This window comes from Kribbella orskensis (assembly GCF_004342085.1).
GTDB lineage: Bacteria > Actinomycetota > Actinomycetes > Propionibacteriales > Kribbellaceae > Kribbella > Kribbella orskensis.
On record NZ_SLWM01000039.1, the window covers coordinates 1 to 13348 of the forward strand.

The following is a 13348-nucleotide window of genomic DNA, read 5'->3' on the forward strand; positions in this document are numbered from 1 at the left end:
GGACCGCCTTGGCCCTGGTCTGCTCGTCGTACTTGCTCGGCATAGATGCCACCTTCCCAACGAAGAAGGTGCGCATCAAACCCGGGGTGGTTCAGTTTGGTGATCTCGCCGGCTGCTGGTTGATGCGTTGATGGGCGAGTTCGAGGCGGCGTTGCAGGGAGGCGTCGGAGGCCCGCGTGATGGTGGTGCTGTGGGTGGTTCTGTCGGCGGATCGTTGCTGGAGTTGCTCGAGTAGGTCGGGTTGGGTGTAGAGCCAGGAAGCGGGAGACGCCGGCGGCGCGGGCCAGCCCGGCGACGGTGAGAAGCTGTCGGGCGGCGATGAGCTGGGTGAGGGCGGCCTCGGCTCGTGTGCGGGCTTGCTCGCTGCGTTGCTGGGTGGCCGCGGCGAGGTGGCTGGTGTTGTCAGCTCGCATCGTCGGCCTCCGCGCTGTCGGGGGCTTGGATGGTGTCGATGATGTTTTCGAGGTTCGTGGCGACGCGCTGGTTCATCTCCGCGAGCCGGGTGTTGCCCTTGGTTTGGGCGGTGATGATCAGGTCCTTGGTGGTGCGCAGTTGTGCGAGGTGCTCGGCCAGGAAGTCCGGTGTGGTGATGAACATCGGGCAGGTGAGGCAGGCGTTGGCGTGGGGGCAGGTCTGTTGCAGTGGGAGACCGCGGTAGCCGTTGGGCAGCGCCATGGTGGCTCGGCCGAGGTTCTCTTTCATCCAGGCGGCGTCGCTGAGTGGGGTGTTGGCGTCCAGGATGATCGTTTCGCCTTGGATGTTGATCTTGCGGGCGCGTTCCCAGTGCCAGCGGATGGTGTCGTCTTTGAGGCGTGCGTAGCGGGCCGTCATTTCGGGTGATTCGTGGTCGAGGAGGCGACGGACGACTTCTTGGGGGACGTCGGCGTTGATGAGGCGGGTGCCGTAGGTGTGGCGCAGTTGGTGGGCGGTGAACCGGAACGGCCGGCCGAGTTCGTCGTGCAGCCCGCAGGCCTCCTGCCAGGCGGTGATGGCCCCGAAAGAGCCGCCGGTGGTGTTGCGGGCCTTGCGACCGTCGCGTGAGTTCGGCGCGGGCGTGAGATAGGTGGCGTCCGGCCATTGGGCCAGGACGGCGTCTTGTTGTGCACGGATCGCGGCGGCGAGTTCGTCGTCGATCGGGACGAACGCCTCGCGGCGCATCTTGTGGTTGTAGTAGCGCAGGTAGGGCGCCTGCTGGGCGTCACGAACGACGCAGTCCACCTCGACCCTCAGAGCGTCGTTGATGCGCAGTCCCGTGCGGATCAGGAGCTGCAGGATCAGCCGGTAGGGCTGGGCCAGTTTGGCCTGCGCGGCAGGGTCCTCGATCTGGGCCATCACGAACTCCGGCAGCGACCGCGGCGCGGCCTCGGGCCGGCGTGGTCGGTCGCCGGGGAAGACATCGGCCGAGCGTGGCAGTGCCGGTGGCCACTCCTGTTGCCGGACTGTCTGCAGGAAGGTCTTGACCGAGCTGAGGTCGTAGCCGCGGCTGGCCGGTCCAAGGCCCTCCTCGACGAGCAGGGCCAGGTAGGACTCGATCGTGGCCCGGCTGAACTGTTCCGGTCCGGCGTCCGGCCCGGCTTGGGCGGTGAACGCGTCGACCAGGCGTTGCAATGCGGCGCTGTCGCGGTTGATCTGGTGGTAGCTCTTGCCGGTGCTGATCCGCCAGCGGAGGAACCGTTTGATCTGGTTGCGCAGCCACGGTTGCGGGATCGTGTCGAAGCGCACGACGCCGTTCGGGCCTGCGGCCAGGCCCATCACCGGCAGGCGCTCGAACTCGTCGGCTGCGCTCGGCGGGTGCAGGAACTGTTCCAGGGTGGTGCTGATCGAGCGCAGCGTCCCGCGGACCTTCTGGCCGGTTTTGCGAAGGTTTCGAGCTCGGTCCGCAGGCTGTTCGGCAGCGCGCCAAGCAGCGAGACGGGTTGATGCTGGCGCAAGCAGGCCACGAGTCGCCGAACCCAGTACGGATCCAACTGCCGTGCCCCGGCAGCGGCCGGACAGTTGCAGGGCCAGTGCGATCTCGATTCGCAGCTGGTCAGGCAGTCCGTCGAGAAGGATCTGCTCGGGATTGGTCGGTGGCCCTGGCTCGGCGAGGAACTGCTCGAGCTGTTGCTGCCCTCTGCGACGCCACCGGTCCAGGTGGGTCCGACACAACGAGTTCGAGCTTCCATGCCGCAGGCACTCAGTCACCGCGCAGAGCCGGAACGTACCTGCGGCCAGTTCGGCGTCGAACGTGATCACATCACCGGCGAAGCGTGGGTCCAAGGCGAGCCGCATCGCGGACAGTGCATCGGCGCCGCCGCGGACGACCCTGCTCAGCTGTTGTGCCATTGTCACCGGCGCCATTACCGGGCCGCTCCTGTTTCGTGAGTGTGCGGGGTGAACTTCACGCCCGTGCGAGCGGTTCGAAGCGCTATTCGACTTTGGAGACACGTCTGGTACCGGATTAACCGTGACACGACCCGGGGTGGCAGGTGAACACGACGCGCGGTGGGCGCGCTCAGCTTTCGAGTCAACTCACATGTTGTCAAGGACGCGTGGCAGTACCGGTACGACACACCGTCAACCAGGCCGATCCGCACTCTGGTGGCAGATTCCATCCCTCACCAGCCGCCGCCGTCTTCCAGGAACCCGTCGCGCCGGGCCAGTTCTCGGACGATGAGGATCCGGTCCGGCAGCTTCGGAGCTTCCGGTGGGGCTTTTACCGAACTCGCCCACGGTTGCGGGCGGGTCTGGGCGGACCGGCTGTCAGGTAGCTGTGGTCTGGCGGTAGCGAAGTGTTGCGGCTGGGATGGTGACGACTAGGAGGACACCGATCCATGCGAGGGCTTGCCAGACGTGGGTGGCGGTGGGGCCGCCTAGGCAGAGGGCTCGGAGTGCGTCGACGGTGATGGTGATGGGGTTGATGTCGGCGAAGGTCTGGAGCCAGCCGGGCATTGTTGCCACGGGCACGAAAGTGGAGCTGACGAAGATCAGTGGGATCACGGCGAGCAGACCACCGATCCCGGCTGCTTCGGGGTCGCGGACGAACAGGCCGAGTAGCGCGAAGATCCAGGAGAATGCGAGCCCGATCGCGACGGCCAGTCCGACGGCGGCGATCGCGGCGCCGGGTCCGGCGTGGAACCGGAACCCGATGAGTGTGCCGACGCCGATCATGAGGCCGACGACGAACAGATTGCGGATCGCGTCCGCGGCGCAACGGCCGGCCAGGACGGCGGAGCGGGCCATGGGCAGGGCGCGGAATCGGCCGATCATGCCGGTGGCCAGGTCGTCGGCGACGGCGACGCCGGTTTGTGAGGCGCCGAAAGCGATCGAGAGCACGAAGATGCCGGGCAGCACGTAGTCGATGTAGCGGTCAACGCCAGGTGGGTGGACCGCGCCGCCCCAGGTGTAGTTGAACAGCACGACGAACAGGATCGGCTGCACGGTGGCGAACGCGATCAGCGTGGGGACCCGGACGAGGCGGTGCAGGTTCCGTCCGCTGATCGTGGCCACGTTGGCGATCAGCCGCACGCGCGGGCTCATGTAGTCAACCGTGGTCATGTCGTCCTCCCGGCTGCGTTGGAGCCGGCCAGCGCCAGTGTCGGTGCCTGGGGTGGCTGGCCGGTGAGGGACAAAAACACGTCGTCGAGGGTCGGGCGGCGCAGCGCCAGGTCGGCGATCCGCAGGTTGTTGGTGGCGGGCCTGGCCGCGACCTCGGGCAGCACCGAGGAGCCGTCGTTGACGGTCAGCACGACCCGGCCGAGTTCGGTGTCGACGATCGGTGGCCCGGAGCCGAGGCCGCGCAAGGCAGCGGCCAGGGCCGTGGGATCGTCACCGGGGTTGGCTTGCAGCTCGAGTCGGTCGCCGCCCAGGCGGCTCTTCGGTCGCGGTGCCGGCCGCGATGACCCGACCGGTGTCCATGACGACGATCCGGTCGGCCAGCCGGTCGGCTTCCTCGAGGTACTGGGTGGTGAGCAGCAGGCTGGTGCCCTGGTCTTTGAGTTCGCCGAGCAGGCGCCAGAGCCCGATCCGGCCGCGTGGATCGAGTCCGGTGGTCGGCTCGTCGAGGAACAACACGGCGGGCGCGGTGACCAGGCTGGCGGCGACATCGAGTCGGCGCCGCATCCCGCCGAGTAGGTGCGCACCGTGCGATCGGCCGCCACGGCCAGTTCGAACGACTCCAGCAGTTCGTCGGCCCGGCGCCGGGCCGGCGTAACTCGAAGGCCGGCGAGCCGGCCGATCATGCGCAGGTTCTCCCGCCCGGTCAGGTAGCCATCCACCGCGGCGTACTGCCCGGACAGGCCCACCACCCGCCGCACCGCGGCGCCCTTCCGGACCACGTCCAAGCCCGCGACCCGCGCTGTGCCGGCGTCCGGCCTCAGCAGCGTCGCCAGGATCCGCACCACGGTCGTCTTGCCCGCCCCGTTCGGGCCGAGTAACCCGACCACAGCCCCGGCCGGAACCTCCAGATCGACACCGGCCAGTGCCTGCACGGCACCGAACCGCTTGACCAGGCCCTCCGCGAGGACCGCCGGCGGTCCGTTCATAACCCAGCCTCCATAGCTAGCATTACTACCTATGGATTGAAGGTAGCATAACTACCTATGAGGGACGCACAGACGCTGAAGGGCCACCTGGATGTGCTGCTGCTCGCGACGATGCAGGCGGTCCGCTGCACGGCTATGCGGTGAAGGAGGCGTTGAAGGCCGGCAGCGATGGCCGCTTCGACCTGCCGACCGGCACGGTGTATCCCGCACTGCACCGCCTCGAGCGCGCCGGGCTGATCGCCGGTGAGTGGTCGGTCGTCGAAGGCCGCAAGCGGCGGACCTATCAGGTGACCCCGATGGGTCGCCAGAGGTTGGCCGACGAGCGCACGAACTGGCGCGAGTTCGCCGCCGCCGTCACCTCGCTGCTGGAGCCGGACCCATGGCCAGCCACGCACTGATCGAGCAGCACCTGGCCGAGCTCGCCCGGCAGTTGCCCAGCGACGCGGTCGACGAACTCGCCGACGGCCTGGCCGCGACGTTTGAGCATCACCTCGCCGACGGCCTTGATCCGTCAGCCGCCGCGGCAGCCGCCATCGAGGAGTTCGGCCGCCCGGGTGAGATCGTCGCCGCGTTCGTCCGGCACTCACCCGGCCGCCGCGCCGCGCTCGGCCTGCTGATGACCGGGCCGGTGCTCGCGGCGTGCTGGGGGCCGTCGCTGATCCTCGCGCGGGCCTGGACCTGGCCGATGCCAACGCTCGCGGCCGTCGCACTCGGACTCGGCCTGCTCGCCGTGGTCGCGGTTCTCGCCCTGGCGGCGACCAGCCGCGACAGCTACGGGCGGGCCGGATTGGCCAGGGTCGGCGCGATCTGGCTCTTGCTGCTCGACACGGCCGTGGTGGCCGTTGTTGTGCTGGCTGCACCGGCTCTGGTGTGGCTGATGGTGGTCGCGGTCGCCGCCAGCCTGACTCGGATGGCGTTGACGGCGCGGACGCTGATCGTGTGGCGCGGGTAGCTCACCGCGCGGGCCGGCTTGCGCGCACGATCGCTGAATGGACACCGTCGGTGACCTGGTGGGTGGGTGTGAGTTCGATGTCGGTGAAGCCGGCCGTGGTGAGGTGGTCGCGGTACTCGGTGATGGCCAGGCACCCCGCGACACAGCCGACGTGGCTGCCGCGGGCGGCCCGGGCGGCGGGCGTGAGGTGGTCTTCGGCGACGACGTCGGAGATGCCGAGCCGGCCGCCAGGGCGGAGCACCCGGAAGGCTTCGGCGAAGACGGCGGGTTTGTCGGTGGGCCGCGTGCAGACCCGGTCGGATCATCTGCGGCTAGTGGCCGAGTACCTGCGGTGGAAGCCGGCCCCGGCCGGTAGCGAGGCGATGAAGGAGCTGGAGCAGTTCCTGACCGACCGGGCGATGGAGCATGATTCGCCGACGCTGTTGTTCACCCTGGCGCAGGAGTATCTGATCTCGGCCAAGACGATCCGCCCGGGCGTGACGATCCTGGCCAAGATGGTCGCCTCGGCGAGGACCGCTGCCGACGCGCTGACCTTTGAGAAGCTGGAGCATCCGTTCACTGCCGAGTTGATCGCGGAGCTGGATCGGCTGCTGGTGTACGACGCCGACTTGGGAATGACCCGGGTGGCGTGGCTACTGCGGCGGGCGGTGGAGGCGTCGGCGAACGCGGTGAAGACGGCAATCGAGAAGCTGCTGTACCTGCGCGGGATGGACGCGCACCTACTGGACCTGTCGGTGCTGGCGGCCGAGCGGCGCCGGTTCTTGGCCCGGGTGGGGCGGCGCTCCACCAACCAGGCGCTGGAACGCCCCGAGCCCGAGCGGCGTCATCCGATCCTGCTGACCCTGGTGGCGCAGTCCGCGGTCGACCTGCTCGATGAGGTGGTCGCCTTGTTCGACCAGGCGGTCTGTGCCAGATCTGTAGCGCGAGCGCGCCGAACTCGAGCAGTGACTCGCCAGCGAAATCATGGCTGGTGGGCGAGAGCGGCAACCGCTGGCCGGCTGAATGACCTGACACGATGGGCGTCGGCAGGAGTCGGTGAGAGGACAGGGCATGTCCGTGGTGCGCAATGCGACGCAGGCGGCGCTGCTCGGTTTGCTGCATGACGGCCCGATGAGCGGCTGGGACCTGGTTGCCGCCGCACAGCAGCGAATCGGTCAGTTCTGGACGTTGACGCAGAGTCAGGTTTACCGGGAGTTGGCGCGGATGGCCGAGGACGGCCTGGTGGACGTTGGCGTGACGGGTGCGCGCGACCGCAAGCCGTACGCGATCACCGACGCGGGCCGGGCGGCGTTCGCGACGTGGGTGACCGCCGACCCGGCACCTGAGCAGGTCCGCGTGCCGTTGCTGCTGCTCATCCAGTTCGCCGACCACATTCCCGCGGAGCGACTGCGCGAGATCATCGCCGAGCAGCGTGGCCGGCATGCCGAGCGGCTGGCTCAATACCGGGCGAACGAGAAGGTTCTTGCGGAGATGCCGGGCGCAGCTCGTCGGCTCGCCACGCTGCGGTACGGGATCGGTCACGAGCAGGCCGTGCTGGCCTGGTTCGACGAGCTGCCATTCCTGCTCGGCGTTGACATTCCACTGTGACAGGTCAACGCTGGAAGCGGACCTTCCACAGTGGAGGATCGCGGCTCAGGGGAGCGTTGTCATGGCACACGCCGTTTTCATCACCCTGCACGCTCTGGCGGGCTTGATCGCATTCGGATCGGGCGTGGTTGCGCTGCGGCAAGGCCGGTGGTTCTACCTCTATTTGTCCTCGCTCGCCGGCATGGCGGCTTTCCTTCTGCTCGCCGTCGCCGTTACCTGGGCCGAGCTCGGCGCCGAGGAGCGGCTGCTGTTCGCGGCGTTCGTGGTCCTGGCTTGGGTGATGGTCGGGCTAGCGGTAGGTGCCCGGCGGCTGCGGCCGGAGGGCTCGGCGCGGCCGGGGAGCACCTACCTCGACCGCGTCGGTTTCACGCTGGTGGCGCTGTTCGACGCCTTCACGGTGATCGTCGTGTTGGATGTCGGCGGGCAGGTCTGGCTGGTCGTGGCTTCCGGCGTAGTCATCGCGGTGGCTGGGCACTTCGTACTCCGCTCGACCAAGCGCACCCTGACCTCGGGCGCTCGGCCTCGAGCCCACGGACAGGTGAACTGATCCAGCGTCATACCGTCGTCGCCATGCCTCCGGGCGACAGATCGACCGATCGCCTTGGATGCCGCCTGCCAAGCGGCGATTCCCACCGGACGGGAAACACGTGTGGTGCTTGCCTCGCGGTAAGCACCACACGTATCAACCGCTGACCAGTCCGGTCAGTGCTGCGAGGCGCCGGTCCAGTTGACCTCCCAGGTGATGTTGTCACCGTGCTGCTGGGTCCAGAAGGTCCGCCATGTCGAGCTCGTGGGGTGGGGGATCTTGGCTCCGAGGATCCCGGCGGTCGTGGGGTCCCCGTCGGATACGTGGATGCCAGTGATCTCGTTGTCGCCGTCGTTGTACGAAGGGCCGCCCATCGCGTCGAAGGTGGGGGGCTATCACCGGAACAGAACCCGGAACTCTCTTACGGAACACTCCGACCAGTGTCCGCCTTCACGTCCGGCTGGTGTTCCGTTGGGGGATCCCCTTACGGGCGGCCGATCGGAGGGTCGGCGCGAATGTCCAGGCGGGTGGTCATGTCGAGCTTGACTTCGCCGTAGGGCAGGATGTGCTGCCAGAACAGGGGAGTCAGGCCGCGCCGATCGTGGTCGGTCAGCAGGTTGGCCCACTGCTCTCCGCCGAGAACGTCTTGCAGCAGCAGGGTGTTGATGTAGACCAGCGCGGCTTGCAGGATCCGCAGGCACGCCACGCTCATCTCCTGATCATCGGCACGGTGGAAGCGATCTCGGCGCCCTTGCCGTAGTACAGGACCGCGTTGGCCCGGTTGAACGCCTCGACCACGTTCAGGCCCTCGGTGATCTCTCGTTGCAGCTCGCGGTCGCGCAGGTATCGGGCCACGAACAGGGTCCGTTGCGCGTGGCCGACCTCGAGCATCGCCTGGTAGGTCGGGTGGGACGCGGAGCGGGTGAAGCGGCGCAGGATCGCTTCGGTGGAGGCGGTGCCGGTGCGGATCGCGGTGGCGTACTTGATCATCTGGTCGTACTGCTGGGCGATCAGGTCCCACCGGATGGGCCGGGTCAATGCCGGACCCAGCCGCGGGTTGCCCGGCCGCGGGCCGGTAGAGGCGGACCTTGTTGATCTGCTTGATCCGGGGCAGCAGGTCGAACCCGAGCAGCCGGGTGATGCCGAAGCCGATCTCGTGGCCGTGGGAGCCGACGTAGTTGCCTTCCACGCTCATGCTGGTGCCGTGCCGGATGGCGCCCTCGACCATCGCGTGCACCTCGGAGGCCGACGCCCGGAGGCGTTGGGAGTGCACCACCATCGACCCGCGCTCGACGTGCCAGTAGATCAAGATCCCGCAGCCGCCGTAGCGGGAGTGCCAGTCGGTGAAGATGTTCTGGTCCCAGGAGCGGAAGTGGGTGGAGTCGGAGGCGACCGCCGTCGACCCGGCACCCCACAGCGACTGCTGGCGGGCAGCGAAGGTGGCGTTCGCGATCTCGACGGCGACCTGCTGGGCGGCCTCCCGGGTCAGGTAGCGGCGCCGGGCGTAGCGCAGCTGCTCCTCACTGTGCTGGTGCCCGCGGCCGGCCGCGACCGCGCGGATGCCGGTGTTGGTGCCGTAGGCGTAGATCGCCAGCATCAGCCGCTCGGCGAGCACCTCGACCGGCAGCGCGCCGCCGCCGGCGACGGCGCTGACCTGGTTCAGGCAGCCGGTGCGCAGCACCGTCTCCTTCAGCACGTCGATCAGCGCGACGGTCCCCCAGCGCCGGCCGACCTCGGCCTTGACGCGGCGCAGGCTCACCGGCTCGGGTGCCGCCTCGTGCTTGGACAAGGTGATCGGTCCGGCGGCCCGGCCGGTGACCTCCAACCAGTCCATAGTCGGTAACGACGAATCCAGCTGCTCCAATGCGGCGGCCATCTCGGTGCGCAACTCGTCGATGAACACGGTCGGGTCCAACGGTTTGCGCAGCTCTCGGTAGTTCTCCGCCCGGTGCTGGTCGAAGTCGGCCGGCAGGTCCTGCTCGGGGTTGCGCCAGGAGTCGGCGCCGACGATCCAGATCTCCTTGCAGCGCACTGCTCGCGCAGCGCCTGGAAGGTCGCGACCTCGTACACCATCCGAGTGGACCCGGTCCCGGCCCCGGGTGTCCGTACGGTAGATCAGGCTCGACCAGTCGCCAGTGGTGGCGCGGTGAGTTGGGACGTGCTCGCCGAGCGGGTAGTAGGTCAGGTTCCCTGCCGTGGCGTATCGGCGGATCAGCGCCAACGCCTCGATCACCGGGCGGTGCGCGGTGTTGTTGCTGCGGAACTCCAACACCTCCAGCAGCGCGACCAGCCCGCGCCGGTAGTGGCCGGTGTAGGAGGCTCGCAGCGTGGTCTGCAGGGTGCGCCGGTACACCGGTCCCTTCGTCTTGAACTCCTGCACCAGCTCGCGCAGCGTCGCCTCACCGCCGGCGACAGCGGGAAAGACCACGTCCCGGACCGCATCATCAGGTCGTTGCAGGGCGGCGTCGGCAACCTGGAAGAGGATGTTCTCCTTGCCCGTCACCTTTTTGAACGCGTTGATCAGCTCGTTGGTGACCCGTCGTTCGGCACGAGCGCCGATCCGGTGCACCGTCGCGATCAGCAGCTCCACCAACGTGTCGGTGATCTCCAGTTCACGCCGATGCAGCAGCGCGGCCAGCAACGTCACTGTCAACGGTTCCGGATGTCGTCGCAGGTGCGAGGGCGCTTCCACGGCGGCCCTGGCCCGCCACCCCTGCATCACCCGGGGAGCCACGTCGGCGAACAGGTCCGGCGGGAGGGCGATCGCACGGACCGCTTCTAGCTTGCCGATCTCGGCCATCATCGACTCCAGGCTGATGTTGCCCGGCTCGGACTTGATCATCCCCAGCACCGTCGAAGACGCCGCACTCTCGCCGTCCTCCGATGCGTCATCGCTCTCGTCGGGGGCGACCGCGATCAGGGCAAGCAAGCGGCTGCGGGTGGGCTCGTGCAGCCGCTCGGTGATCCGGGCGGTCCAGGTCTGCTCCGCGGTCCGCAACGCCGACCGCGCCATCCGCAGCACCCGCCCGGGCGTCGGCGCCTCGACCCGCTCCCGACGAAATTGGGTCAGCAGCTCCTCGCGGACGCTATCCGCCCGCCGCTCAGCACGCGCAACACTCGTGGCCAGCCACGACGTCAGCCGTTCCTGATCGGCAACCCAGGCCAGGCGGAAACCGAGATGCTCCCGGATCTCGGCGCGGTGATACTCCACTGTGCGACCCGACCACTCGTACGAGGCCAGCGCAGCGGCCTCGACACCGACCTGCCGGGCAACGAATCCGATCACCTGCTCCGGCAGATCCGCCCCGCTGCGAGGGAAGCGGCTGTGCCGGCTGTAGTACTTCAGAAGCAGCGCGCACCCGAGCGCCGTCGCTCCGCGCTTGCCGGCCAGCAGGACGCGGTCCTCATCCAGCAGGGTCCAGAACTCGACCAGCTCGTCAGCTCGTCCTCCGGCATCTCCATGACAGCCGATCATTCCGCGACTTCCAGGAGTGCGGAGCCCTTACCGCCAATGCCGATTGCGGCTGGTGACAGCACCGTTACCAACACCCCTACAAGCGGCAGACCACCGCGTACGTCACCTGGCTGGGCACCCTGACCACGGCGACGCCTTCGGGGACGTGGTCGGGGCCGAGGCCGCGGTGACCGCCTGGCGCAAGGACCTGATGATCGGCAAGGCCGCGCCCGCCTCGATCAACCAGGCGTTGGCCGCCGTCACCCTGCTGTTCACCCTGATGTACACCCAGGCCGGGCTGCGCATCGCGGTGAAGCGGGCCCGGGTGCCCAAGCCCGGCGAGCCGGACGCGTTCACCAAGGCCGAGCAGGGCCCGGTTGGAGCGTGCCGCCGCCCGCCGTGGCGTCCGTGACCGGGCGATCGTCGCCGTGCTGCTGTACGCCGGAGCCCGGGTCGAGGAGTGCGAGCGGCTGGACGCACAGGACGTCACTCTGACCGCCCGGACCGGTCATATCCGGCTGCTCGGCAAGGGCGACGAGGTGCGGACGGTCCCGCTGCCGCCAGTCGCCCGCGAGCACCTGGCCGCCTGGCTGGGCGAGCGCGGCACCCACGACGGGCCGATGTGGACTGGGCAGCGCGGCCGGCTCACCATCTCCGGCATCACCCAGGTCGTCCTGGCCGTCGGCGACGACGCCGGAATACCCGGGCTACGGCCACACCGGCTCCGCCACACCTACGCCACCGTCTCCGCCAAGGCGGCGCCGACCCCGCCCAGGTCCAAGCACTCCTCGGCCAGACCTCCGTCGAGACCGCCGCACGGTACTTCCGCGCAGGCAGTGCCGAACGGGCCGCCGTCGTCAACCGCGTCTTCGAGTAACCCGACCAAGAGCCCACATCGGAACGGGTGGACGGCGATAACTCCGCCCGACCGGACCCACTAACGCCGTTCACCGTTCGGTTGCTGGTTAAGCCCCGTCTCGGCGTTGGCCTCATAGCGGGTTGTGTTGTTCCAACTCGGCCGCGACATGAGCGGCCCATGCGTCGATGTCCTCCCAGTCGCGGAAGTCGCCTTCGGGGAACAGCTCCCGGCTGGCTGGCAGCTTGCGCAGAGCCCGTTCGGGAAGGGTGAGGTGCTTTGGGTCGAGGGCACCGAAGAAGACCCGGTGCTCCCGTGGATGCACCGACGCCAGTAGCTTAGGAAGTTCCTGCGGGGCGGTTGCCTCTCGCAGGTCCTTGCCCTCCTTGTCTACTTTCGCCTCCCCGATAGGACCGCTGCTGAAGAGCCACACCGGACGGGTGGCCAGGGATTCCTGGTGCTCTCGTATGTAGGCCTTGGCGTCCTTGAGCCAGTGGCCCATATAGGTGGCGCTGCCGACAATGACCGCGCCGAACCCGGCGGGGTCCCCGGCATCGGTGACCGGGCGGACGGTGACGTCGTGTCCGGAGGCGGTGAGCTTCTCAGCGATGCGTGCGGCGATGCCGGCAGTGGCACCGTGCTTGCTGGCGTGAGCAACGAGCAGGCGCATGAGGTCCTACCTTTCGACTTCTGGGCTGGTACCCGCAGTCCGGTCGTGGGCCAGGGCGGCCACCAGGGTGAGAACAAGCGCGGTGAAGGCGGCCGGGGTGAGCAGCGCAGGGAGCCACGAGCCGTCGATCCCAGTCCACCAACGGAGCAGGACCATGCCGGGGAACAGCGCAAGGAAGCTGCTCACGGTGAGCACCAGCAACTGTCGCCATCTGCGTCCGAGCGCCCTCCGCGCCGTGCCTGGCGGACGCGCCAGCGGCCGGGAGGGGACGGCGCGCAGCATGGCGTACCCGAGCAACAGACCGAGCAGCGGCGGGCCGAACCCGCCACCGACGAGCAGCAGAACCACTGACAGGCCGAGCAGCAGCCACCCGTCTCGTCGGCGCGCCCGCGCCCGCACCGCCCACCATCCCAACGCCAGGGAGAAGAGGATGGTGACCACCCCGGAGACTCGCAGATCCGGGATCAGGGTCATCGCCGGCTCACCGCCTAGCGGCTCGAACGCCGCCACGTGTGGCCACGACTCGATGAACAGCGACCCAGGATCGGTGCTGGGCTGTGTCAGTTCCCCCACCCCGTGCTCCAGCCCCGCGAACGCGGTCACCAGGCCGAGTGCCGCGACCACAGTGCGGGTGGCGTGCCGCGCACTTGTCGCCGGGGCACGAGGAACCTGGCTCTGAGTAGTCCGCGTGAACAACTCTGTTCACCTCCTCGGAGGCGACTCGATTAGGGCGGCCGGGCACCGCGGGAGCGCAGCGACCGGATACGCCACCCCACACAG

At 68.6% G+C, this 13348-nt stretch carries 14 protein-coding genes and 2 pseudogenes; 7 read left to right on the plus strand and 9 right to left on the minus strand.

Annotation, left to right across the window (positions count from 1 at the left end; all coding sequences use genetic code 11):
* Positions 1-402 precede the first annotated feature (402 nt).
* The 3 genes from EV644_RS42030 to EV644_RS42040 all read right to left on the minus strand — a co-directional run bounded on the left by EV644_RS42030 (position 403) and on the right by EV644_RS42040 (position 4523).
* The gene (locus tag EV644_RS42030) at positions 403-2340 is read right to left on the minus strand and encodes a tyrosine-type recombinase/integrase (protein WP_132197130.1); all 1938 of its coding nucleotides are present in this window, start codon (positions 2338-2340) and stop codon (positions 403-405) included.
* A gap of 402 nt (positions 2341-2742) precedes the next feature.
* Positions 2743-3537 (minus strand): ABC transporter permease, encoded by a 795-nt coding sequence (locus EV644_RS42035; protein WP_132197128.1) that lies wholly within the window; start codon positions 3535-3537, stop codon positions 2743-2745.
* A complete protein-coding gene (locus EV644_RS42040; RefSeq protein WP_369410621.1) occupies positions 3534-4523 on the minus strand; it encodes an ATP-binding cassette domain-containing protein in 990 nt (329 codons plus the stop codon). The genes EV644_RS42035 and EV644_RS42040 overlap by 4 nt, the downstream gene beginning before the upstream one ends.
* A gap of 140 nt (positions 4524-4663) precedes the next feature.
* Here EV644_RS42040 and EV644_RS42045 point away from each other — a divergent pair, with 140 nt between their 5' ends.
* Together EV644_RS42045 and EV644_RS42050 are read left to right on the plus strand one after the other, a co-directional pair.
* The gene (locus EV644_RS42045) at positions 4664-4921 is read left to right on the plus strand and encodes a helix-turn-helix transcriptional regulator (RefSeq protein ID WP_241999421.1); all 258 of its coding nucleotides are present in this window, start codon (positions 4664-4666) and stop codon (positions 4919-4921) included.
* Positions 4903-5475 (plus strand): hypothetical protein, encoded by a 573-nt coding sequence (locus EV644_RS42050; RefSeq protein ID WP_132197126.1) that lies wholly within the window; start codon positions 4903-4905, stop codon positions 5473-5475. Before EV644_RS42045 ends, EV644_RS42050 begins: the two co-directional genes overlap by 19 nt.
* Before the next feature lies 1 nt (position 5476).
* Here EV644_RS42050 and EV644_RS44995 read toward each other — a convergent pair whose 3' ends face one another.
* On the minus strand, positions 5477-5716 hold the full coding sequence (locus EV644_RS44995) for a class I SAM-dependent methyltransferase (RefSeq protein ID WP_158293095.1): 240 nt from the start codon (positions 5714-5716) through the stop codon (positions 5477-5479).
* Between EV644_RS44995 and EV644_RS42055 the strand changes: the two genes are divergently transcribed.
* From EV644_RS42055 to EV644_RS42065, 3 genes are all read left to right on the plus strand, one after another.
* Positions 5688-6578, plus strand: coding sequence for a DUF4158 domain-containing protein (locus EV644_RS42055; RefSeq protein ID WP_241999420.1), 891 nt, complete (start codon positions 5688-5690; stop codon positions 6576-6578). The genes EV644_RS44995 and EV644_RS42055 overlap by 29 nt on opposite strands.
* Positions 6526-7062 (plus strand): PadR family transcriptional regulator, encoded by a 537-nt coding sequence (locus EV644_RS42060; RefSeq protein ID WP_132197122.1) that lies wholly within the window; start codon positions 6526-6528, stop codon positions 7060-7062. The genes EV644_RS42055 and EV644_RS42060 overlap by 53 nt, the downstream gene beginning before the upstream one ends.
* A 61-nt stretch (positions 7063-7123) precedes the next feature.
* Positions 7124-7609 (plus strand): hypothetical protein, encoded by a 486-nt coding sequence (locus tag EV644_RS42065; protein ID WP_132197120.1) that lies wholly within the window; start codon positions 7124-7126, stop codon positions 7607-7609.
* Positions 7610-7764: 155 nt separating this feature from the next.
* Here EV644_RS42065 and EV644_RS42070 read toward each other — a convergent pair whose 3' ends face one another.
* The 3 genes and pseudogenes from EV644_RS42070 to EV644_RS42075 form a co-directional block, all read right to left on the minus strand.
* Complete coding sequence (locus EV644_RS42070) at positions 7765-7962, minus strand: hypothetical protein (protein WP_132197118.1); 198 nt, start codon at positions 7960-7962, stop codon at positions 7765-7767.
* A gap of 110 nt (positions 7963-8072) precedes the next feature.
* Positions 8073-8626, minus strand: a pseudogene (locus tag EV644_RS48040) (Tn3 family transposase).
* Positions 8627-8657: 31 nt separating this feature from the next.
* A pseudogene (locus EV644_RS42075) lies at positions 8658-11063 on the minus strand (Tn3 family transposase); the annotation flags it as partial.
* A 52-nt stretch (positions 11064-11115) separates the two neighbouring features.
* Between EV644_RS42075 and EV644_RS42080 the strand changes: the two are divergent.
* Both EV644_RS42080 and EV644_RS42085 read left to right on the plus strand, forming a co-directional pair.
* Positions 11116-11454 carry a hypothetical protein gene (locus tag EV644_RS42080; RefSeq protein ID WP_132197117.1) on the plus strand — a complete coding sequence of 113 codons (339 nt, stop codon included), beginning with the start codon at positions 11116-11118 and terminating at the stop codon, positions 11452-11454.
* The gene (locus tag EV644_RS42085; RefSeq protein WP_132197115.1) at positions 11420-11983 is read left to right on the plus strand and encodes a tyrosine-type recombinase/integrase; all 564 of its coding nucleotides are present in this window, start codon (positions 11420-11422) and stop codon (positions 11981-11983) included. The genes EV644_RS42080 and EV644_RS42085 overlap by 35 nt, the downstream gene beginning before the upstream one ends.
* A 48-nt stretch (positions 11984-12031) precedes the next feature.
* Here EV644_RS42085 and EV644_RS42090 read toward each other — a convergent pair whose 3' ends face one another.
* The gene (locus EV644_RS42090; protein WP_132197113.1) at positions 12032-12568 is read right to left on the minus strand and encodes a flavodoxin domain-containing protein; all 537 of its coding nucleotides are present in this window, start codon (positions 12566-12568) and stop codon (positions 12032-12034) included.
* 6 nt (positions 12569-12574) lie between these two features.
* On the minus strand, positions 12575-13264 hold the full coding sequence (locus EV644_RS42095) for a hypothetical protein (protein WP_132197111.1): 690 nt from the start codon (positions 13262-13264) through the stop codon (positions 12575-12577).
* Between the last annotated feature and the right edge of the window lie 84 nt (positions 13265-13348).

What these genes read in the sequence shown, in the direction of transcription:
- EV644_RS42030 (WP_132197130.1), bottom strand. Translation starts at nt 2,340, where the DNA reads ATGGCGCCGGTGACAATGGCACAACAGCTGAGCAGGGTCGTCCGCGGC.
- EV644_RS42035 (WP_132197128.1), bottom strand. Translation starts at nt 3,537, where the DNA reads ATGACCACGGTTGACTACATGAGCCCGCGCGTGCGGCTGATCGCCAAC.
- EV644_RS42040 (WP_369410621.1), bottom strand. Translation starts at nt 4,523, where the DNA reads ATGAACGGACCGCCGGCGGTCCTCGCGGAGGGCCTGGTCAAGCGGTTC.
- EV644_RS42050 (WP_132197126.1), top strand. Translation starts at nt 4,903, where the DNA reads ATGGCCAGCCACGCACTGATCGAGCAGCACCTGGCCGAGCTCGCCCGG.
- EV644_RS42055 (WP_241999420.1), top strand. Translation starts at nt 5,688, where the DNA reads ATGCCGAGCCGGCCGCCAGGGCGGAGCACCCGGAAGGCTTCGGCGAAG.
- EV644_RS42060 (WP_132197122.1), top strand. Translation starts at nt 6,526, where the DNA reads ATGTCCGTGGTGCGCAATGCGACGCAGGCGGCGCTGCTCGGTTTGCTG.
- EV644_RS42065 (WP_132197120.1), top strand. Translation starts at nt 7,124, where the DNA reads ATGGCACACGCCGTTTTCATCACCCTGCACGCTCTGGCGGGCTTGATC.
- EV644_RS42070 (WP_132197118.1), bottom strand. Translation starts at nt 7,962, where the DNA reads ATGGGCGGCCCTTCGTACAACGACGGCGACAACGAGATCACTGGCATC.
- EV644_RS42090 (WP_132197113.1), bottom strand. Translation starts at nt 12,568, where the DNA reads ATGCGCCTGCTCGTTGCTCACGCCAGCAAGCACGGTGCCACTGCCGGC.